The sequence below is a fragment of the Dyadobacter jejuensis genome, from assembly GCF_003149085.1.
GTDB lineage: Bacteria > Bacteroidota > Bacteroidia > Cytophagales > Spirosomataceae > Dyadobacter > Dyadobacter jejuensis.
Map to the genome: position 1 here is coordinate 641,891 of NZ_QGDT01000002.1, position 19,370 is coordinate 661,260.

23 protein-coding genes are annotated in these 19,370 nt (G+C 46.8%); 12 read left to right on the forward strand and 11 right to left on the reverse strand.

The annotated features are described in order from the left end of the window. Positions 1-38: 38 nt before the first annotated feature. From CLV98_RS06610 to CLV98_RS23390, 11 genes are all read right to left on the reverse strand, one after another. Positions 39-989, reverse strand: coding sequence for an ABC transporter permease (locus CLV98_RS06610; protein ID WP_109673499.1), 951 nt, complete (start codon positions 987-989; stop codon positions 39-41). A gap of 40 nt (positions 990-1,029) precedes the next feature. Then, positions 1,030-2,511, reverse strand: coding sequence for a sugar ABC transporter ATP-binding protein (locus CLV98_RS06615; protein WP_109673500.1), 1,482 nt, complete (start codon positions 2,509-2,511; stop codon positions 1,030-1,032). Positions 2,512-2,617: 106 nt separating this feature from the next. Continuing rightward, the gene (locus CLV98_RS06620; protein WP_109673501.1) at positions 2,618-3,778 is read right to left on the reverse strand and encodes a Gfo/Idh/MocA family protein; all 1,161 of its coding nucleotides are present in this window, start codon (positions 3,776-3,778) and stop codon (positions 2,618-2,620) included. A 69-nt stretch (positions 3,779-3,847) separates the two neighbouring features. Beyond that, on the reverse strand, positions 3,848-4,879 hold the full coding sequence (locus CLV98_RS06625) for a sugar phosphate isomerase/epimerase family protein (RefSeq protein ID WP_109673502.1): 1,032 nt from the start codon (positions 4,877-4,879) through the stop codon (positions 3,848-3,850). A gap of 111 nt (positions 4,880-4,990) precedes the next feature. After that, a complete protein-coding gene (locus CLV98_RS06630) occupies positions 4,991-6,208 on the reverse strand; it encodes a class I mannose-6-phosphate isomerase (RefSeq protein ID WP_109673503.1) in 1,218 nt (405 codons plus the stop codon). 89 nt (positions 6,209-6,297) lie between these two features. After that, positions 6,298-7,326, reverse strand: a complete 1,029-nt coding sequence (locus CLV98_RS06635) for an aldose 1-epimerase family protein (RefSeq protein ID WP_109673504.1) — start codon at positions 7,324-7,326, stop codon at positions 6,298-6,300. Between the two features lie 79 nt (positions 7,327-7,405). Beyond that, a complete protein-coding gene (locus tag CLV98_RS06640) occupies positions 7,406-8,212 on the reverse strand; it encodes an alpha/beta fold hydrolase (RefSeq protein WP_109673505.1) in 807 nt (268 codons plus the stop codon). A 59-nt stretch (positions 8,213-8,271) separates the two neighbouring features. Next, positions 8,272-9,099, reverse strand: a complete 828-nt coding sequence (locus tag CLV98_RS06645; RefSeq protein WP_109673506.1) for a sugar phosphate isomerase/epimerase family protein — start codon at positions 9,097-9,099, stop codon at positions 8,272-8,274. Positions 9,100-9,135: 36 nt separating this feature from the next. After that, entirely contained in the window at positions 9,136-9,999 is an 864-nt protein-coding gene (locus CLV98_RS06650) for a sugar phosphate isomerase/epimerase family protein (protein WP_109673507.1), read from the reverse strand. Positions 10,000-10,053: 54 nt separating this feature from the next. Continuing rightward, a complete protein-coding gene (locus CLV98_RS06655) occupies positions 10,054-10,818 on the reverse strand; it encodes a 3-keto-disaccharide hydrolase (protein ID WP_109673508.1) in 765 nt (254 codons plus the stop codon). A 511-nt stretch (positions 10,819-11,329) separates the two neighbouring features. Next, positions 11,330-11,491, reverse strand: a complete 162-nt coding sequence (locus CLV98_RS23390; RefSeq protein WP_158281207.1) for a hypothetical protein — start codon at positions 11,489-11,491, stop codon at positions 11,330-11,332. 557 nt (positions 11,492-12,048) lie between these two features. Here CLV98_RS23390 and CLV98_RS06660 point away from each other — a divergent pair. The 12 genes from CLV98_RS06660 to CLV98_RS06710 all read left to right on the forward strand — a co-directional run bounded on the left by CLV98_RS06660 (position 12,049) and on the right by CLV98_RS06710 (position 19,359). Then, positions 12,049-12,603: a Riean_0653 family protein gene (locus CLV98_RS06660; RefSeq protein ID WP_109673509.1), complete on the forward strand. Its 555-nt coding sequence runs from the start codon at positions 12,049-12,051 to the stop codon at positions 12,601-12,603. 401 nt (positions 12,604-13,004) lie between these two features. Next, the gene (locus tag CLV98_RS06665; RefSeq protein WP_146202238.1) at positions 13,005-13,445 is read left to right on the forward strand and encodes a peptidase associated/transthyretin-like domain-containing protein; all 441 of its coding nucleotides are present in this window, start codon (positions 13,005-13,007) and stop codon (positions 13,443-13,445) included. Further along, a complete protein-coding gene (locus CLV98_RS06670) occupies positions 13,442-13,861 on the forward strand; it encodes a hypothetical protein (protein ID WP_109673511.1) in 420 nt (139 codons plus the stop codon). Before CLV98_RS06665 ends, CLV98_RS06670 begins: the two co-directional genes overlap by 4 nt. A gap of 75 nt (positions 13,862-13,936) precedes the next feature. Then, positions 13,937-14,377: a peptidase associated/transthyretin-like domain-containing protein gene (locus CLV98_RS06675; RefSeq protein ID WP_109673512.1), complete on the forward strand. Its 441-nt coding sequence runs from the start codon at positions 13,937-13,939 to the stop codon at positions 14,375-14,377. Between the two features lie 5 nt (positions 14,378-14,382). After that, positions 14,383-14,682 carry a hypothetical protein gene (locus CLV98_RS06680; protein ID WP_109673513.1) on the forward strand — a complete coding sequence of 100 codons (300 nt, stop codon included), beginning with the start codon at positions 14,383-14,385 and terminating at the stop codon, positions 14,680-14,682. Next, the gene (locus CLV98_RS06685; protein WP_109673514.1) at positions 14,660-15,100 is read left to right on the forward strand and encodes a peptidase associated/transthyretin-like domain-containing protein; all 441 of its coding nucleotides are present in this window, start codon (positions 14,660-14,662) and stop codon (positions 15,098-15,100) included. The genes CLV98_RS06680 and CLV98_RS06685 overlap by 23 nt, the downstream gene beginning before the upstream one ends. A 5-nt stretch (positions 15,101-15,105) precedes the next feature. Next, the gene (locus tag CLV98_RS06690) at positions 15,106-15,780 is read left to right on the forward strand and encodes a hypothetical protein (protein ID WP_109673515.1); all 675 of its coding nucleotides are present in this window, start codon (positions 15,106-15,108) and stop codon (positions 15,778-15,780) included. A 172-nt stretch (positions 15,781-15,952) separates the two neighbouring features. Continuing rightward, positions 15,953-16,396: a hypothetical protein gene (locus tag CLV98_RS06695; RefSeq protein WP_109673516.1), complete on the forward strand. Its 444-nt coding sequence runs from the start codon at positions 15,953-15,955 to the stop codon at positions 16,394-16,396. Positions 16,397-16,401: 5 nt separating this feature from the next. Beyond that, a complete protein-coding gene (locus CLV98_RS06700; RefSeq protein ID WP_109673517.1) occupies positions 16,402-16,590 on the forward strand; it encodes a hypothetical protein in 189 nt (62 codons plus the stop codon). Positions 16,591-17,420: 830 nt separating this feature from the next. Then, a complete protein-coding gene (locus CLV98_RS06705) occupies positions 17,421-17,975 on the forward strand; it encodes a Riean_0653 family protein (protein WP_109673518.1) in 555 nt (184 codons plus the stop codon). Positions 17,976-17,994: 19 nt separating this feature from the next. Continuing rightward, positions 17,995-18,147 (forward strand): hypothetical protein, encoded by a 153-nt coding sequence (locus CLV98_RS23395; RefSeq protein ID WP_158281208.1) that lies wholly within the window; start codon positions 17,995-17,997, stop codon positions 18,145-18,147. A gap of 657 nt (positions 18,148-18,804) precedes the next feature. Further along, a complete protein-coding gene (locus CLV98_RS06710; protein WP_109673519.1) occupies positions 18,805-19,359 on the forward strand; it encodes a Riean_0653 family protein in 555 nt (184 codons plus the stop codon). The last annotated feature ends 11 nt before the right edge of the window (positions 19,360-19,370 follow it).

Here is a 19,370-nt window from a genome sequence, read left to right on the forward strand (position 1 = left end):
TTATAGAATTTCTACAGCCGGTGCAAAATAAATCCTATTCATCGATTCTTTTTTCCTAACCCATCTAAAACGACCGCTCCAATGATAATAGTACCCATCACCACCAGTTGGTAGTAGGAGGTAACGTTGAGCAGATCGAGTCCATTGCCGATGACGCCTATCAGCATGGCACCCATTAGGGTTCCCACCATGGTGCCAGTACCTCCGGAGGTACTCGTGCCCCCGATGATAGCCGCCGCAATGGCATCGAGCTCAAACCCTGCCCCGGCATTGGGCTGGCCTGTGGTCACTCTTGAGGTAAGCAGGATCCCCCCTAGGGCACATAACAGCCCACAAAGGGCGTAAACTTTTAGTTTGACCTTCCCCACATCGATTCCCGAAGCATGGGCAGCCTCTTCGTTGCCCCCTACCGCATAGATATACCGCCCCAAAATAGTTTTGTTGAGGATAAAATGGCAAATCAGAAAAGTGATGATCAGAGTAAGAATCGGGAAAGGGATGCCCCATACTGTTCCACCGCCAATAAAATTAAAGGAATCGGAAAGATTAGAAACCGGCCTACCCTTGCTCAAAATAAGGGCCAGGCCCCGACCTATGGTCATGGTGCCCAAGGTCACTATAAAAGGAGCTACCTTGGTCTTGGTTATCACCCAACCATTGAGTAGCCCTATGGCCAGGCCTGCTAAGAGGCCCATGCCCAAGGGCACCACCAAGGGATAGGTATCGGGATGGGCGAACATAGCCGAAGCTACCCCAGCCACGGCCACCATAGAGCCCAAAGACAGGTCGATCCCCCCCGAAATAATAACAAAGGTAACCCCAAAAGCCAACAGGGCATTGATAGAGACCTGGGTGCCTATTATCAACAAATTGGATCCTGAAAGGAAACCCGGTGTAAGGATAGACAGGACCACACAGACGATCATAAAGGCTAAAAATATCCCATATTGCCCGGTTTGGAAAGGCTTATAGTGACGTATATTTTCCATATATAGTTTTTGTATTTTTTTCTAAATGTGTTTGCAAGGTTTATAAAACGGCATGTTGCATGATCCGCTCTTCGCTGGCTTCGGCCCGGGACATCAAAGCCGTTTGTTTTCCTTTGGCCAATACGAGTATTCTGTCGCTCATGCCCAGTATTTCGGGTAGCTCCGAAGAAATCAGGAGAATGGCCTTTCCAGATTTTTTCAACTCATGAATCAACTTGTAAATTTCGAATTTGGCCCCTACGTCTACTCCCCGTGTCGGTTCGTCGAGTATTACTATATGCGGCTGGGTATTGAGCACCCTTCCCAGCACCACTTTTTGTTGGTTACCACCACTGAGCTCGCCTACGGGCTGCCGACCAGAGCTGGCCTTAATATGCAGATGCAGCAGGTTCTCCGCCATCACCTTTTCTTCTGACTTTTCGTTGACCGTCCCGCCTTTTCTATGTTGTTTTAAACTCGACAGGGTAAGGTTATTCTTAACTGACATACGGGGTATAAACCCGAAAGCCTTGCGGTCCTCACTTACATAACCGATCCCCTTGGCAATGGCCTCTTGGGGATTTTTCAGACGGGCGACCTCCCCGCCTATGCGTATTTCGCCCGCATGGGGACTATCCAAGCCACAGAGCACCCTGGCGAGCTCGGTCCTGCCTGCTCCCATGAGCCCGGCCAAGCCGAGCACCTCTCCCCCATGCAGTTCGAAATGAATATCCTCAAAGGCAGGGGCTCTGGTAAGCCCCTTTACGGCGAGGAGCTGCGCACCGATGGCCGTAGTCTCTTCCGGAAACAGCTGATCGATCGCTCTACCCACCATCAGGCTTACCAATCGATCCGTATCTAGGGCCTCGGCAGGGCCCCGGTGCACCATTTTACCGTCTCTTAACACGGCAATGCGGTCGGCGATCCGGAAGATCTCGTCCATTTTATGGGAGATATAAATAATGGCTACCCCCTGCCGCTTGAGCGCTTCGATAATGGCAAAGAGGGCCGCCACCTCCTTGTCAGAAATAGCAGAAGTGGGCTCGTCCATAATGATCACCCGGGCCTCTAAGGAAATGGCCTTGGCTATCTCCACCATTTGCACCTCCGCCACTGCCAGGTCCTTTAGCTTGGTGGTAGGCAATAGTCTTAGTCCTAGCTGGGCCAAGACTCCCTGGGCTTTTTGGTTAATGACCCGATCTTTCAGCCAAAACTTACCGGAGAAGGAACGCTCCCGCCCTAAAAATATATTCTGGGCGACGGTCAGTTCGGGCACTACTAGCATTTCTTGGTGAATCATGGCAATGGTCTTTTCCAAACCAGACTTTTGGGAATGTACCTCCTTGCCCAAAAATGAAATAGACCCAGAATCGGCTTTCAACAGGCCTATCAAAATCTTCATGAGTGTAGACTTCCCTGCACCATTCTCCCCCATCAGGGCCAACACTTCGCCCGGATACAGCTCCAGGTCCACTTGGTCGAGTACCTTGGTTCCATAAAATGACTTCGTAATCTGGTTGATCCTTACTATTGGTTCGGTCATAGCACCTATATGGTTCAAAAAAACACCCCTTTAGCCGATACGGAAAGTAAGGAGCTAAAAGGGTGAATATGGGTCAAAGAAAAATAACTATACTACTCAAAGAACATTAGCCCTTCCACTGCACGTCGGTATCCTTCCAGCTTCGGGTATTGGCCGAGTCGATCACCGCTTCGCATACTTTCTGCGTCTGCAAGGCGTCATAAAAAGTTGGATTACAAGGCTCTCCTGTGCCAAGACTTTCGAAGAAATCGGCCACCTGATGTACAAAAGAATGCTCATAACCGATGATGGTCCCTGGTATCCACCACCGCTTCATATAGGGCTGATCGGCATCGGTAATGAGAATAGAGCGCCAGCCGCGCACGATCGACTCGTCGGAATGGTCGAAATACTCCAGACGGTTCATATCGTGCAAGTCCCAACGAATAGAGGCATGCTCTCCGTTGATCTCCAGGGTATATAAGGCCTTATGCCCTCTGGCATAACGGGTAGACTCGAAGAGGCCCAGGGAGCCATTGTCGAAATGACAATGAAAGAGGCAGGCGTCGTCGATTCCTACTTTTTGCACCTCGCCAGTACCCTGGTGTACCCTTTCCTTGATAAAGGTTTCGGTCACTGCCGACACATCCTTGATGCCGCCGTTGAGCCACATGGCAGTATCGATACAGTGCGCCAGTAAGTCGCCGGTAACTCCAGAGCCAGCGGCATCTACATCGAGGCGCCAGGTGGCATCCCCCCCTTGAGGTACATCGGGACTGATGGTCCAGTCCTGCAAGAAATTGGCCCTGTAATGGAATATTCTCCCCAACTTACCGGAATCGATAATTTGCTTGGCCAATGTTACGGCTGGCACCCGGCGGTAATTGTACCACACGGTATTTTTCACCCCTGCCTTCTCGACGGCGTCGGTCATGGTTTGGGCTTCTTCCAGTGTACGTGCCAAGGGCTTCTCACATAAAATCATTTTTCCTGCCGCCGCCGCCGCCAGGGCGATTTCGGCATGGGTATTATTGGGCGTACAGATGTCCACCGCATCGATATCGTCACGGGCTATTACGGCCCGCCAATCGGTCTCGATAGACTCATACCCCCACTGATCGGCAAATTTTCGTACCTTTTCTTCGTTCCGAGAACATACCGCCTTCAGCACAGGGGTATACTCCAGCTCCGGAAAGAAATTGCGCATGCGGTTATATCCATTGGAATGCGTACGGCCCATAAGCCCCGTACCTATTAGTCCAATTCTGATTTCTTTTTTAGTTGACATTTTTGCTAAGTGTTTAGAAATAAATGAATAAACAAGAGCCCTTTTCACCAGGGCCTCTGTATATCTATTTTAGGCTTTCCAGCCGTGTGCATCCCGTACCTTGATCATCGCAGCCAGGATGTCGTTCCAGGTGTCGGGCTTGGTCATCACTTCATTGGGGAACATACATCCATCCCAACAGATATGATTAAAGCGCTTGGTAAGCTCGCCATTGCCGTCTCTGAGCCAGAAGCCCGCATGGTAGGCGATGTCTAGCTTACCATTCGGATCGGTAGCCAGGCAGTGACGGCCCGTTTTGTCATGCGATCCGGTACCATGTACGGTACCATCGTTTTGAGCCACGTGGAAGTCGATCGTCCAGGGACGTAGTGCATCGGTAAGGGTGCGTAGGCCAGCGTCTAAAGTCTCCCGGTCGTTCCAGTCAAAATCGAGCGGTAGTATCCGGTCTTCTGGGCGGTTATAGCCTAGCAGGTACAGCAAGGTATGCGACATATCGGCCTGGAAGCCAATATTCTTCCGATCTACCGCCTCTAAAGTATCGATCATGGTTTTCCAGCTTTGCATACCGCCCCAGCAAATCTCCCCTTCGGCAGCCAAGGACTCGCCATATTCTGCGGCTACGTCGCAGGCAGCGCGGAAGGTTTCGGCAATCAGCTTGGTATTTCCCGCCGGATCCTCAGCCCAGGCCTCTGGCTTACTAGCCGAGTCGATGCGCACCACCCCGTTGGGACGTACTCCTAGTTCTCTTAATTTACTAGCAAAACGTGCCGACTTCTTTACCATCTCTACGAATGTGGCCCGCTCTTCTTTACTCCCCATAGCAGGGCCACCCCAGATAGGCGCCACAACAGTACCGATCTCCAGGCCGAGGCCACTTACTTTATCGGCAAGCTTCTTGATGCCGTCGTCGCTCATATCGAGGTCGATATGCGGATCGAATAGCCCTATATCTACGCCGTCAAATTTAACACCATTCACTTCTGCTGCGGCCGTCGACTCTAGCATGGTATCCAAGGAGATTACCGGCTCCGAATCGGGCCCCTTACCTACTATTCCGGGCCAGGTGGCATTATGTAATTTTGGGAAATTATGATCAGACATCTTTATTAAGGTTTAAGGTGAACAATGTACCCGAGCCTTAGGCTCAGGGTCTTAGAAATCCACCGACCTCAGGTCAACCCTGAGATCGGAAACTTTGCTATATTCCTAATTTTATTCTAGAATCAAATCAGGATTCATCGGGCCAAAGTGCTTCAAGATCACGATCGGGTCGTTCGCCGATGGATTTACGATGGTAACCCCTTCTTTTGCCGCCTTTTCGGTAACAAAAAACTCATCGTTGGTCAATTGACCGTAGCGGATCAAAGCAGGCGTCTCGATATCCCAGTCTCCAAACTTACCATGGCCCTGCATCACGATCATGCCATAGGCAGCGGCGTCGGTAATGGTTACCGTTTGGCCGGGAAGGACCGTAAGTTCTTTGGCGCTAAAAGCTTCGTTTTTGTAGCAAATCCAATTTTCAACGTATCCCTTACTTTCCATTTCCGCTAGGTCCGATACCGGCTTAGGACGCATGAAACGGGTTTCCAAAATGTTAGGATTCACATTCAGATCCCAATCGATCACCTCCATCAGTTGATCGTAGTCGCCCATACGGTCCGCTGGGGTACCATTCCATAGCAGCTCATCGGGTATAATCGCCTCGTTGACCAATGATTGATACATGGCAAAGACGTCGGAAGCCTTTTGCGGCTCGTAAGTACATAGGCTACCAGGAGCATGTAACATCCCTGGAGGGACGTCCCATCCCGTTCCGGGCTCCAGGCGGAAAGCCTGAGAATAATTGGTGATCTTGTTATCGCCTTTCGAGAAATTCATTAAACACTCCTTGATCTGCTCCTTGGTAGTTCCTGGTGCTATCCCGAAGAAAGTATAAGGGAAGTCGCCGCCATGGTTGTTGAGCTGAGGGGGGAAGTAGTAGGCCTCCGGCTTACCCTTCTGTCCGATAAGGGCAGCATGCTCGTCGTTATGATGAATATGATGCGGTAGGGGCCCCATATTATCGAAAAACTTAGAGTACATAGGCCAGCTTTGGTATTCGTCCCAAAGCCTGTCGCCAATCATTTCTCCTTTTAGTTCATCTATGGCTTCTCTAAGGGTGATGGTTTGGTCACCCGACCCATCGTTGAAAACGATAAAGCTTAACCCTTCGTTTTCGCCAGTCAACGGACCGTTTTGAGCAGGAGTGGTGGACGACAGCCAACGCTCGTCGATACCACCACGCTCGCCACCCAACACATAGTAGTCGTCGGGATGAAGCTTTATTCTACGGCCAGGCACACAAAACGACCTAGGCACCCAGGTAGGCGCGAGTCTTAAAATACCTTTGCCTTGTTCTAAAGCCTTTTTAGCTATACTTGAAACACTCATTAGAAATATTAAATTTAGAAATGGTTAATTATTTGTTAAAAGGTTTTATCTGGGGCCTCTAAGCCCATCTATGTCATCAAAAGCATCGATCAGTTCGTAATCTGGAGCCGGAGGCTATAGGCCTTGCGCGCTCCTGGAGCCAGGAATATCAGACTTTCATCCTCCCTGGCCTTAGCCTGCCCGGTGAGCGGGTGGGTGGTGGGTTCTATGGCCGTCACGTATTCGTCCTGCCCCCAGTGCTGCCAATTGGCCAACCAAGGGAGCTGCTCTTTTTCAAAATGTAAGGTTACCCCTAGCCCTAGTCGTTCATTATGGAGTCCTGCCACGCAATGGCCCCGCTCGTCGGCTTCTACGTCGATCAGCGCCACCTCCTCTCCCGCCCCCAAATGATCGGCGATTGGCCCTGGACAGGTTTTAAAATCCTGCCCTTCTCTGAATATCTGGGCATTTTCGGCTCCCATCCTCGGAAACCATTTGCCTTCCCAAAGGATTTTCGTTCCTTCATCGACCAGTGGCCAGCCGAAATTGAAATGATATAATAGCATATGCGGTGCTGGGGTATTACCGCGGTTAATCACCTCATCGTCGATCCGTATTTCGGCCTTCCCCAGGGTAGCCGAAATCGTGCGTCGAAGCTCTAGGCTGGGGCCAAAGGGTTTTGTTTCGCGCATCACCCCCGTGATCCGCATTTCGTACTGCCCTTGGCGTGGGTCGGGCTGGACTACCGACTCTATTTCGGCGGCTATATTACTAATATGACCGTGCAAGCCACGATCGCCAAAGGCGTCGGATTCGGGGCCTCCTACATGGCTTAGTCCACAGGTCGTCAGCAAGCCGCCACCAAAAGTGCGAAGCCAATCGATTCCTTTATCAGAAAACGGCGCCGGGGACGTTACGCCGCCATGGCTCAGCCAGGCCAGGTTATGTTGGTTATAATGGGCGTCGGCAATATCCATAGCCCGATCCAGAACCACCTTAAACCGCAGCCCTGTACCGGTATTGATCCAGGCAATCCGAGTTCCCCTTCCGGCGCCATTGTCTAACACCGAAGTTTCGATTCCTCCCAACTGGTGGCTATTCCCTATCTTACCTTGCCAACGCTCACTCCAACTATCCATACTTAATTATTATTACTAAAAATCAATATAATCCAAAACTAAAAATCACATTCCTAGGCCTTTTCAAGCACCTAATCTGTTACCCGTTATCGATCAGCCACTGACGTACCCTGGGGTTGAAGTCGGGAGTATTCTCGAAATGGAAGGCATGCCCAAGGTCGTCATAGAGAAAAAGCTCAGACCCTGCAATTCCGTCGGCCACTTCCTGGGCCATCCATACCGGTGTAAAAATATCGGCCTTGCCTCCAATGACCAAGGTGGGGCATCCGATTGTCGATAGCTCCGCCACCGCTTGGTGGTTGATACATGCGGCAGCCTGGCCTACCAAGCCATGCAAGGGCTGAGGGTATGGATTGAGCCCATCGGCTATCCGCCCCTCTTCTAAGGATTTCAATGCCTCGGGCTTATCCCAATGTGACTTAGAAAAAATCAATAACTGTATATGTAAACTAAATTCCTCTGGTGTATAGCGGGCTTTGGCCTGGACCATCGCCTCAAAAACGCCCTTGGCATAGGCATCGCAGCGGGCCCAAGGGCACATCAGCACCAGCGACTTCACCTTGTCGGGATGCCTAATGGCCAATTGCTGCGCAATGATACTCCCCATGGAGCATCCCACCACGGCCACTCGCTGAATACCCAAATGATCGAGCAGGCCCGCATAGTCGTCGGCCATCTCCTCGGAACTGTAAGGACCTGCAGGCTTATCGGAGAACCCTACCCCGCGGTTATCGGCGATGATACATTGAAAATGTGCTTGCCAGTCGGCGACATGGGGCTCCCATACCGAACCGGGAGCGGTAATCCCCATGATCAGCAGTAAAGGTTCTCCCTCGCCACGTAGCTCATAATGCAACTGTATTCCGTTGGTTTCTATTGTAGGCATAGCTTAAAACCGGATGGTGCAGTAACCTACACCATCCGAAATTTTTTATGAGTTCTATATTATTTCAAATTCGGAATTAGATCTTTCTGAATCCAATTTCCGTCGTGCAGGGTCACGAAATCGGGGTCGTCCAAGGCTTCTTCCCCTTCGTCCTCACAAATAATCCAACCCTTATAATCGATATCTTTGAGCCACTGTGTTACCCCCAGCAGATCCACCTTCCCCTTACCCATCAGGGTAAACTCAGGGTCTCCATTCCAATCTTTATAATGAACATGGTTGATCAGGTGCTGGTATTCTTTCATTTTTGATAGCGGATCCATCTCCCCATTGATGATATGGCCCACATCGGGGGTCCATCCCGTAACGGTTTCATCGAGGCCTTCCAACACAATTTTATAGTCCTCAGCCGTACGGATAATGGAGCTATGTGGGGAGTTGGGATGGTAGCTGCAAGGGATACCCTTATCGGCGGCCCTTTTGGACACCGTATTCACAATATTTACTAGCCTCTTTTGACGTTCGGCTAAGTTGTGGCGACCCGTTGGGATCTGTACGGTATTGAGCACCGCGCCCGGGAACTGCGACAAAACCCGGATGGCATGGTCGGCCACCTCACGCTCCCTTTCTGTCTCTGTCTCTTCATTCCAGTCCAAGGCTAGAGCCAGTGCGGCTAGCTCTATGCCTTGTTCCTGGAGCTTATCGGCCAGTTTTATAGGATCTATCAGATCACCCATCCAGGTAAAAATAGCTTGTATTCCGGAGAAGCCTGCCTTGGCGATCACTTCTATCATATGTCCCAAACGCCCCTGGTGGGTTTGGCCATCGTTACTCATAAACCAGGTATATACTTCAGATCCGAATTTAAAAGGCAATTGATTGCTCATGGTTTTGTTTTAATTAAAGTAGCACATTATTTTAGTCTAAAGCTGACTTCCTAATTGATGCTTAATACACATTTCTTTAATAAACTGATATCCCTTTTCGGCGATGTCCCAGGGGTCCGAAAACTCCCTCCATACGCCTATGGCATTGGCAAAGTCGGGGTCATTTCTAGAAAATGCCTCGATGGTCAGCCATCCTTTATAATCTATTTTTGCCAAGGCCGAAAAGGCATCATCCCATAATACTTGTCCTTCTCCGGGTGTTCCCCGGTCATTTTCACTGATATGAACATGTTCCAGATACGGAGCGATGGTTTCAATGGCTACACCATAGTTTTTTTCTTCGATATTGGCATGGTGCGTATCGAACATAGCCCGCACGTTGGGGTGGTTGGCCGCCTCTACCAACTTCTTAAGCTGCGCGGAGGTATTGCACAAGTAGCACTCAAACCGGTTGAGGGCCTCCATAGCAAATACAATATTGGCCTGGGCCGCATATTCGCCAGCGGCATGAAGCACCTCTCCTGCAAGGGCATATTCCTGATCCAATGCCGGACGGTTGGCAAAGCCCATATGGGCAGAATGAAACGGCCCACATATTACGGTAGCCTGAAGTGCATGGGCTCTGTCTACGGCCCACTTGATCTTATCCAATCCTTTGGCCCGAACCGCTGCCGATTCACTGATGGGGTTGTCGTCCTTCCCTACCGTTACTACGGCGGTGGTGGCCAAGCCCAGACTCTTAGTATAGTCCCCCATCCTTTTGTAAGGTTCTAGCTCTGGGGTTCCCAAATAAAACTCCACTCCATCGTAACCGATGCTCTTAAGGCGATCCACTATCGGAAATACGTCGTCCGATACGGCGGCTGTCCAAGCCAATACATTGAATCCTATCTTGTTCATACTACTCGTTAATAAACTGTGCGCTATGGCCAGTTTCGTTAAAAATCAGAAAAACTATTGTTTTATTCTGATGTTTTTATAGCGAACCTGCATAGGCGGGCCTACATGCACCTGCATGCCTAGCCACCCTTTGCTGGCACCGTTGACGGTATCGTTGTCGGTGACTTCGCTCATCAAAACACCATTAATATAATGCTGCAGTCGATTGCCCTTTACCACCAAATGAAACTCATTCCACTCTCCCTCCTTAATATTCTTTTTTAGTTCATCGCTTTCTCCTAGCGTGCCCGTCACCTTCCGACCCAACCAGGCATTATTCTTCAGATTGGCCTTAAAAGCCTCTACCGACGTATCGGTGGGGTTGTTTATCGTAGCCGACTCTCCTCTATAAGCTAAGGTCGTCCTTTTCCGCTCTTCGTAATTTTGTCCTGTATAACGGTTCATTCCATCGATATCGGCCTGGTAGCCCTTCAAGGCATAAGGGATATCCGTCAGCCTTTCACTGCGGTAGTTGATCCCGGAGTTACCCTTTTCGGTAATTTTAAAAGACCCTTTCAGTTCAAAATCTGCCGGCTGACCACCTTGCCAAATAATAAATGAGTTTGTCTTTAGGAGTGTTTCCGGCGTTATTTCCCCTACAAGCTCTCCATTTTCCACCCGCCAATATTTGGTATCTCCGTCCCAACCCTTCAAAGATTTGCCATCAAAAATTTGAACGAAGTCATTTTTCGACTCTTTCTGTGCGATACACGACAACTGAGTCATCAATAAGGTGGTCACTAAAATAAGGAAATGCCCCTTTGGAAATTTAAAATTCATTTTCTGATCATTTACTCGTTAAAGACTAAAATAGGTTCGATGCACCCTACATTATAAGGATTCCGACGCCCACTCTCTTCGAATAGAAGAAATTAATAACCAAAAATTCCTAAAATAATCCGTCCGACTGTCCTGTGGTAACCTGCCTTTGGCGAAAAAAAGAGAAGTACTACCCAAAATGTCTCCTTTTTGAGCCTGAACCCGCTGTACTTCTCCACTCAGCACCTCGATCGTTCGCGTCTCACCAAAAAGATACAAAAGGCTACAACCCCACGATTCTACCATCGTCGTTGGTGCCAAAATGACCCAATAAAAAAAAGAAACTCAGGGGAGGTTGAACCCAAGGTTTTTCAACCCTGCTTCCGCCACGTTAAATGACATATATGATTTTCATACTGTTCTACACTGTCATGAACAAAATAAAAGCTTTAAAGGGAACGAAATGCTCAATAAGGCCATTGCACTGGATTACCAGCTGGAACCGTTCTAGCATGGGAGGAAAACAAGAAAGCTATGTTACTTCGGGCATCCCATACCAGAGGGTGGCCCGCATAGGGTGGCCCGCATAGGGTGGCCTGCACAGGGCCTTCCCTGCTGCATCGCTTAACATTTTTAGTGCGTCAGAAGTCTCCAATTCGGGACACTGGCTCGAAGCACGAGCATTAAATGCCATCTAAATACAGCATCATCAAGAGCAATACGGCTTAGGACCTAACAGGCGGCACATAACGTTTATAGAGTATCGTTACAGCTGGATCGTATAGATTTGCTTACTGATTTGATTGCCAAAACTGACACAGGTCGTGTAACGTCGGGTATAATCCAATGTCTGATTATCAGTTATTTATCTATGATATATATGTAAAATCAGGCTTGTTTTTATGTTTATATTTTATTAACTTTTAGATAAGTTTTATGAAATATATCTACTTTCACAACTCACAAACGGACGAACATTTGGATTAAAAAAGGTCGTGACAGAAACGAACATCAAACTTCATCTAAACTACCTGCACGTATGAAACAAAGAAAATCATCCCTCGGGGATAATCATCACCCGGGCTGTAGCCTTTTTCTTCTTACCGCTTTTGTCCTACGAAAAGGCAGCATAACCCTGCCAATATTAATCTGTACAGATTTACTCCCTGTTCACTTAAAGGTAAAGATCATAGAACCGCCTCAGCACCATTGACTTTCTTTTCTTACGTTTCACTTAAATAGACAAGACGCATGAAACCAAACATCAACCTATATGCCAGCACGTGGATCCTGCTGTTGCTCTTTTGGGCCTGTGAAAAAGGTCCTCAACTCACGCCCACGACCCAGGAAGGGAAGAACACCTTTTCTTGTAAGGTGAATGGAAAAGTGTGGATACCGGATGGTACTGGGGATTGGTTTGGATTAGCCAAGACGATTAACGGAGGTTTCGCTGGTTATGGTTCTCATAATCCCCCAACTATTCACTTGCTAGTCTATAAGCAGGATAAAACAGAACTGGACATTTTTCTGAAAACCATAGAAGTGGGGATACACGAGCTAAATCGCGATACATACACAATAGTCCGAGATTTCTTTCCGGAAAACTACGGCTGGTATAAGGGAGCAGACGGGACAAGTTTTATGACCAATAGAAATCATACGGGCAGGGTGGTGATTACAAAAGCGGATACGCTATCCGGTGTTATATCCGGCACCTTTGAGTTTGAGGGAGGAAATTCACTAGGAAAAAAGGTGAAGATTACCGACGGGCGTTTCGACATAAATAGTAGAACCGTAAATCTATAACTCCTAACCAACTAAAATCATGAAAAATGTTTTCAGCCAATTTATAGGCCTGGCATGGCTATGCCCTTTATTTACTGCAGTGGGGCAGTCAAATGCCCGCACCATGCAGGGCGCAATCTTCGAAAAGCGTAACGTATCAGGATTGAGTTGATCAGGAGAGGTTAAATGTGACTATGAAGTGGCTAGGCCTTTTCTAAACAAAAGACAACGTATATGCCTGATTGTAATTTTGGGACGTCCAGGTTATTGTTCATAGGTAATGCTCTGTTATATAAACGTTTAATTTAAATTTACCTGTAGTGTAACAAGTAAAAATGTTGTCGTACGACAAGTAATGAATCGGAAATTAAGTAGTAATATTGGTCATTAAAAATATTGATATAACACTAAATTATATCACAATGAAACGAAGACAACTATTACAGTTTATGGCCCTGCCACTGCTTTTGGCTAGTTCTTGCAAGGAAAAACTGCTTGCCGTCCCCATGATTGTGACCGGGAAGGTGATTGACGAGAACGGCCTGCCTCTGGAAGGGGCAGGATTACGGTTATCTGGAACCAACTGGAAAGGCTTTACACCAGTTCCCACGTTTCCGAGTGTGACAGCCGAAAGTGATAAAGATGGTAATTATAAGCTTTCGCAGTTGATACCAAATGATACCGAGGTGGTAAGTATACTGCCGATGTCAACTGATAAAGTAAAGGTAAATGCTGGATACAACGATTATATTACCTTAGTTCTTACTGACGGCAATTATGTTCAGTTAGGAGCCCCTTATGATATCCCCAGATCACAGTGGGGCAAAACAACTACTCTTCACTATCAATACAAAAAAAGATGAAAACCATATTTTTACCACATATTAATCTGAGCTACATAGTTCTGATTTGTTGTGCTTTGTCCATCGATCTTCACGCCCAAACCTTCGAAGAAGAAAACGCTAAAGTGATGGAACGGATGGACACCGAAGGTTTTAAAGGAAAGGTTTTGCTCAATAAAGCCATCGCGCTGGATTACCAGTTGGAACCGTTCCGCACCCGGGAGAAGGATAAAGAAGGTGCTTATGTTACACACCTGGATGCCATGCTGCTCAGGCAGTTGATCGAAACCGCCGAAAGAGGTGATATGGATGGCAGAAAGAAAACGGAAAACTTACAAAAGATTTTTACACGCAGCCGGAAGGATGTTACTGCCAATAACGTCATACCTGTCGGTATCATCAACATGGATGCCGTGCTACTCAATGAGTTTTTGTAACCTATTGACAAATAATATCAGAATCTGGCTTTATTCATATCACTTTCAGTAAAAATCTAACCAAAACCAACAATCATGAAACGACGACAACTACTTAAACTCCTGGGCCTGGCATCTCCGACGCTACTCATTGCTGCCTCTTGCAAAGAAAAACTACCCACGTCACCTACCATCGTGACCGGCAAAATCATTGATGAAAATGGATTGCCACTGGAAGGGGCTGGACTGGGTTTGTCTGGAATAAATTGGGAAGGCTTTAATCCTATTCCAACCTTCACCATGACTACGGAAAGCGATAAGGAAGGTAATTACAAATTTTCACAGGTGGTACCGAAGGATACCGAGGTGGTAAATATTTTGCCGAGGTCGACTGATAAGGTGCCCATCGGCAATCAAGGCTACGCCCACTATATAATCTTAAATGGTAGTTATAAGCAACTTGGAGCTCCTTATGACATTCCCCGCTCCCAATGGGGAAAGACTATTACCCTTAACTATCAATTCATCAAACAATAACGATCATGAAAGGAACCTCTATTGTTTTAAAAATTGCAGTGTTGCTTTGCTTAGTATGTGCAGCCAATGTACACGCCCAAAGCTTCGAAGAAGAAAATACCAAAGTAATGGAGCGCATGGACACCGAAAGTTTTAAGGGGAAGGTGTTGCTCAACAAGGCCATCGCACTGGATTACCAGCTGGAACCTTTCCGAATACGGGAGAAAAACAAGGAAGGAACCTACGTTATGCACCTTGACGCCATAATTCATATCATTTCATTAAAAACCAAAACCAATAATCATGAAACGACGACAACTACTTAAACTCCTGGGCCTGGCATCTCCGACGCTACTCATTGCTGCATCCTGCAAAGAAAAACTACCCACTTCGCCTACCATTGTGACTGGGAAGATTATTGATGAGAATGGATTGCCCCTAGAAGGGGCAGGGCTGAGACTATCGGGAACGGACGTTAAAGGTTTTGCAGGAGCCGAAACTTTCAGTATTACTACTGAAAGCGACAAGGATGGCAACTATAAACTCTCGCAAATTATACCGAAAAATACGGATCGTATTAGTATACTTTCCAGGCCAACAGATAAGGTGCCTACTGGAAATCAGGGCTATGCTCCGCATATATCCAGAAACAATAGTTTTGTTCTGGAAACTGCTCCTCGCGACATCGCACGTGAGAACTGGGGTAAAACAACCACCCTTAACTATCAATTCATCAAACAATAACAATCATGAAAAGGACCTCTATTGTTTTTAAGATTACAGTGTTGCTCTGCTGTGTATGTGCAGCCAAGGTATACGCCCAAACCTTTGAAGAAGAAAATACCAAAGTAATGGAGCGCATGGATACTGAAAGTTTTAAAGAGAAGGTGTTGCTCAATAAGGCCATTGCACTGGATTACCAGCTGGAACCTTTCCGAACACGGGAGAAAAACAAGGAAGGAACCTATGTTATGCACCTTGATGCCAGGCTGCTGCGCCAGTTGATCGAAACCGCCGAAAGGGGCAATATGGATGGCAGAAAGAAACCGGAAACCATGGGGAAAATTTTTAAACGGAGCCGCAAGGAGGTTACAGCCAATAATGTCATCCCTGTCGGCATCATCAACATGGATGCCGTGCTGTTAAGCGAGGCACAGGTAGAGGAAAACATCAAAGTCAAAAGAGAAGGCAAAAAGGCCGACGCCAGTAAATATGAAAATATAGAATTCATCGCGGCCGGACCGCTGCAGGACGAGGTCTTTCAGGGTGATGTGCAGTTTCAGCTGAACAGAGAGCTACTGTACGGCAACAATAAGAACGAAATCAAATCCGTGTCCATTGATTTCCTTGATGGGAAAGGCTGGCGGAAATATTCGCTGAAAGACGAGCTGATCCGCCATCGGTTTCAGGTAACCCAGGTGTGATATTCTTTTCAACTTTCAACACAAATACCTGAAGCGTACAGATAAAAGCGTTAAAGGGGATTCTTTCAATACCATTCAACAAATTAATCATAGTAACCCATTTACTAATTGCAAACACCTTGCTATATTTAGTACAATATCAACAAAAAATTAAAACTAAAACAGATAAACCATGAAACGACGACAACTACTTAAACTCCTGGGCCTGGCATCTCCGACACTACTCATTGCTGCATCCTGCAAAGAAAAACTACCCACTTCACCCACCATTGTCACTGGGAAGATCATTGATGAGAAAGGGTTACCGCTGGAAGGTGCGGGGCTACGGTTATCCGGAACAAACTGGAAAGGCTTTACACCCGTTCCCACGTTTTTGAGTGTTACAGCCGAAAGCGATAAAGATGGTAATTATAAGCTTTCGCAGCTGATACCAAAGGATACCGAAGTTGTGAGTATATTATCCATGGCAACAGATAAGGTGCCTACTGGAAATCAGGGCTATGTTCCGTATGTGTCCAGAAACAATAGTTTTGTTCCGGAAACCGCTCCGGTCGATATCGCACGTGAAAACTGGGGCAAAACAACCACCCTTAACTATCAATTCATCAAACAATAACAATCATGAAAGGAACCTCTATTGTTTTAAAAATTGCAGTGTTGCTTTGCTTAGTATGTGCAGCCAATGTATACGCCCAAAGCTTCGAAGAAGAAAATACCAAAGTGATGGAGCGCATGGACACCGAAAGTTTTAAAGAGAAGGTGTTGCTCAATAAGGCCATTGCACTGGATTACCAGCTGGAACCGTTATAGCATGGGAGGAAAACAAGAAAGCTATGTTACTTCGGGCATCCCATACCAGAGGGTGGCCCGCATAGGGTGGCCCGCATAGGGTGGCCCGCACAGGGTGGCCCGCACAGGGTGGCCCGCACAGGGTGGCCCGCACAGGGTGGCCCGCACAGGGTGCCCCGCATAGGGTGGCCCTCATAGGGCCTTTCCTGCTGCATCGCTTAACATTTTTAGTGCGTCAGAAGTCTCCAATTCGGGACACTGGCTCGAAGCACGAGCATTAAATACCATCTAAATACAGCATCATCAAGAACAAGCACTACGACTTAGGCCTTTACAGGTTTAAGATGACGTTTATAGAGTATCGTAGAAGTTCGATAATATTGATATGCTTATTGATTGGATATTTCCAAAACTGACACAGGTAGTGTCACTTCTGGAAATATCCAATATCTGATTATCAGTTATTTATCAACGATAAAAATTATAAAATCAGGCTTGTTTTTATGTTTATATTTTATTAACTTTTAGATAAGTTTTATGAAATATATCTCCTTTCACAACTCACAAACGGACGAACATTTGGATTAAAAAAGGTCGTGACAGAAACGAACATCAACCTTCATCTAAACACCTGCACGTAGGAAACAAAGAAAATCATCCCCCGGGGATAAGCATCCCCCGGGCTGTAGCCTTTTCTTTCTTACCGCTTTTGTCCTACGAAAAGACAGCATAACCCTGCCAATATAAATCTGTACAGATTTACTCCCTGTTCACTTAAAGGTAAAGATCATGGAACCGCCTCAGCACCATTGACTTTGTTTTCTTACGTTTCACTTAAACAGACAAGACGCATGAAACCAAACATCAACCTATATGCCAGCACGTGGATCGTGCTGATGCTCTTTTGGGGCTGCGACAAAGGCCCGGATCTCACGCCCACGACCCAAGAAGGGAAGAACACCTTTTCCTGCAAGGTGGATGGAAAAGTGTGGATACCGGACGGTACCAGCGACTGGTTCGGATTAGACAAAGCGATTAATGGAGGTTTCGCTGGCTTCGGGTCCCATGATCCTCCAACTATTTACCTAAGAACCTATAGTACGAATAAAATAGGACTCCATATTTTTCTAAAAACCATAGAAGTGGGAATACATGAGCTAAATCAGGATACTTACACAATAGACCGGTATCGCTTTCCTGAAAACTACGGTTGGTATCAGGCTGCCGATGGGATAAGCTTTATAACCAACAGAAATCATACGGGGAGAGTAGTGATTACCAAAGCGGATACGATCTCAGGCATTGTATCCGGCACCTTCGAATTTGAAGGGGGGAATTCACTCGGCAAAAAAGTGAAGATCACCGACGGGCGTTTCGACGTAAATACCAAAACCGTAAATCTTTAACTCCTAACCAACTAAAATCATGAGAAATTTTTTCAGCCAATTTATAGGCCTGGCATGGCTATGCCTTTTATTTACTGCAGTGGGGCAGTCAAAGGCCCGCACCACCCAGGAGGAAGCTGACGACTTAATGGGATATCTTGATAAAAGCTATGTTACTTCGGGCATCCTATAGAACAGGGTGGCCTGCACAGGGCCTTTCCTGCTGCATCGCTTAACATTTTTAGTGCGTCAGAAGTCTCCAATTCGGGACATTGGCTCGAAGCACGAGCATTAAATACCATCTAAATACAGCATCATCAAGAACAAGCACTACGACTTAGGCCTTTACAGGTTTAAGATGACGTTTATAGAGTATCGTAGAAGTTCGATAATATTGATATGCTTATTGATTGGATATTGCCAAAACTGACACAGGTAGTGTCACTTCTGGAAATATCCAATATCTAATTATCAGTTATTTATCAACGATAAAAATTATAAAATCAGGCTTGTTTTTATGTTTATATTTTTATTAACTTTTAGATAAGTTTTATGAAATATATCTACTTTCACAACTCACAAACGGACGAACATTAGGATTAAAAAAGGTCGTGACAGAAACGAACATCAACCTTCATCTAAACTACCTGCACGTATGAAACAAAGAAAAGCATCCCCCGGGCTGTAGCCTTTTCTTTCTCACCGCTTTTGTCCTACGATATGGCAGCATAACCCTGCCAGTGTTAATCTGTATAGATCTACTAACTGTTCACTTAAACGTAAAGATCATGGAACCGCCTCAGCACCATTGACTTTGTTTTCTTACGTTTCACTTAAACAGACAAGAGTCATGAAACCAAACATCAACCTATATGCCAGCACGTGGATCGTGCTGATGCTCTTTTGGGGCTGCGACAAAGGCCCGGATCTAACGCCCACTACCCAGGAAGGGAAGAACACCTTTTCCTGTAAGGTGAATGGGAAAGTGTGGATACCGGATGGTACTGGGGATTGGTTTGGTGTAGCTAGGGCGATTAACGGAGGTTTCGCTGGTTATGGTTCTCATAATCCCCCGACAATTTTTATAAGAACTTATAGCAAGGAAAAGACGGTGCTACATGTGTTTCTAAAAACCATAGAGATAGGAATACATGAGCTAGATCAGGACACGTACAAAATAGACCGGAACTTCTATCCTGAAAGCTATGGTTGGTATCAGGGTGCCGATGGGATAAGCTTTATGACCAGCAGAAATCATACGGGCAGGGTGGTGATTACCAAAGCGGATACGATCTCAGGCATTGTATCCGGCACCTTCGAATTTGAAGGGGGGAATTCACTCGGCAAAAAAGTGAAGATCACCGACGGGCGTTTCGACGTAAATACCAAAACCGTAAATCTTTAACTCCTAACCAA

Bases quoted from the DNA above. Each gene is read 5' to 3' on its own strand.
- CLV98_RS23390 (WP_158281207.1), bottom strand. From the start codon at position 11,491: ATGGCATTTAATGCTCGTGCTTCGAGCCAGTGTCCCGAATTGGAGACT.
- CLV98_RS06620 (WP_109673501.1), bottom strand. From the start codon at position 3,778: ATGTCAACTAAAAAAGAAATCAGAATTGGACTAATAGGTACGGGGCTT.
- CLV98_RS06630 (WP_109673503.1), bottom strand. From the start codon at position 6,208: ATGAGTGTTTCAAGTATAGCTAAAAAGGCTTTAGAACAAGGCAAAGGT.
- CLV98_RS06635 (WP_109673504.1), bottom strand. From the start codon at position 7,326: ATGGATAGTTGGAGTGAGCGTTGGCAAGGTAAGATAGGGAATAGCCAC.
- CLV98_RS06615 (WP_109673500.1), bottom strand. From the start codon at position 2,511: ATGACCGAACCAATAGTAAGGATCAACCAGATTACGAAGTCATTTTAT.
- CLV98_RS06695 (WP_109673516.1), top strand. From the start codon at position 15,953: ATGAAACGACGACAACTACTTAAACTCCTGGGCCTGGCATCTCCGACA.
- CLV98_RS06610 (WP_109673499.1), bottom strand. From the start codon at position 989: ATGGAAAATATACGTCACTATAAGCCTTTCCAAACCGGGCAATATGGG.
- CLV98_RS06710 (WP_109673519.1), top strand. From the start codon at position 18,805: ATGAAACCAAACATCAACCTATATGCCAGCACGTGGATCGTGCTGATG.
- CLV98_RS06645 (WP_109673506.1), bottom strand. From the start codon at position 9,099: ATGAGCAATCAATTGCCTTTTAAATTCGGATCTGAAGTATATACCTGG.
- CLV98_RS23395 (WP_158281208.1), top strand. From the start codon at position 17,995: ATGAGAAATTTTTTCAGCCAATTTATAGGCCTGGCATGGCTATGCCTT.
- CLV98_RS06675 (WP_109673512.1), top strand. From the start codon at position 13,937: ATGAAACGACGACAACTACTTAAACTCCTGGGCCTGGCATCTCCGACG.
- CLV98_RS06705 (WP_109673518.1), top strand. From the start codon at position 17,421: ATGAAACCAAACATCAACCTATATGCCAGCACGTGGATCGTGCTGATG.
- CLV98_RS06665 (WP_146202238.1), top strand. From the start codon at position 13,005: ATGAAACGAAGACAACTATTACAGTTTATGGCCCTGCCACTGCTTTTG.
- CLV98_RS06685 (WP_109673514.1), top strand. From the start codon at position 14,660: ATGAAACGACGACAACTACTTAAACTCCTGGGCCTGGCATCTCCGACG.
- CLV98_RS06680 (WP_109673513.1), top strand. From the start codon at position 14,383: ATGAAAGGAACCTCTATTGTTTTAAAAATTGCAGTGTTGCTTTGCTTA.
- CLV98_RS06655 (WP_109673508.1), bottom strand. From the start codon at position 10,818: ATGAATTTTAAATTTCCAAAGGGGCATTTCCTTATTTTAGTGACCACC.
- CLV98_RS06650 (WP_109673507.1), bottom strand. From the start codon at position 9,999: ATGAACAAGATAGGATTCAATGTATTGGCTTGGACAGCCGCCGTATCG.
- CLV98_RS06625 (WP_109673502.1), bottom strand. From the start codon at position 4,879: ATGTCTGATCATAATTTCCCAAAATTACATAATGCCACCTGGCCCGGA.
- CLV98_RS06670 (WP_109673511.1), top strand. From the start codon at position 13,442: ATGAAAACCATATTTTTACCACATATTAATCTGAGCTACATAGTTCTG.
- CLV98_RS06640 (WP_109673505.1), bottom strand. From the start codon at position 8,212: ATGCCTACAATAGAAACCAACGGAATACAGTTGCATTATGAGCTACGT.
- CLV98_RS06700 (WP_109673517.1), top strand. From the start codon at position 16,402: ATGAAAGGAACCTCTATTGTTTTAAAAATTGCAGTGTTGCTTTGCTTA.
- CLV98_RS06690 (WP_109673515.1), top strand. From the start codon at position 15,106: ATGAAAAGGACCTCTATTGTTTTTAAGATTACAGTGTTGCTCTGCTGT.
- CLV98_RS06660 (WP_109673509.1), top strand. From the start codon at position 12,049: ATGAAACCAAACATCAACCTATATGCCAGCACGTGGATCCTGCTGTTG.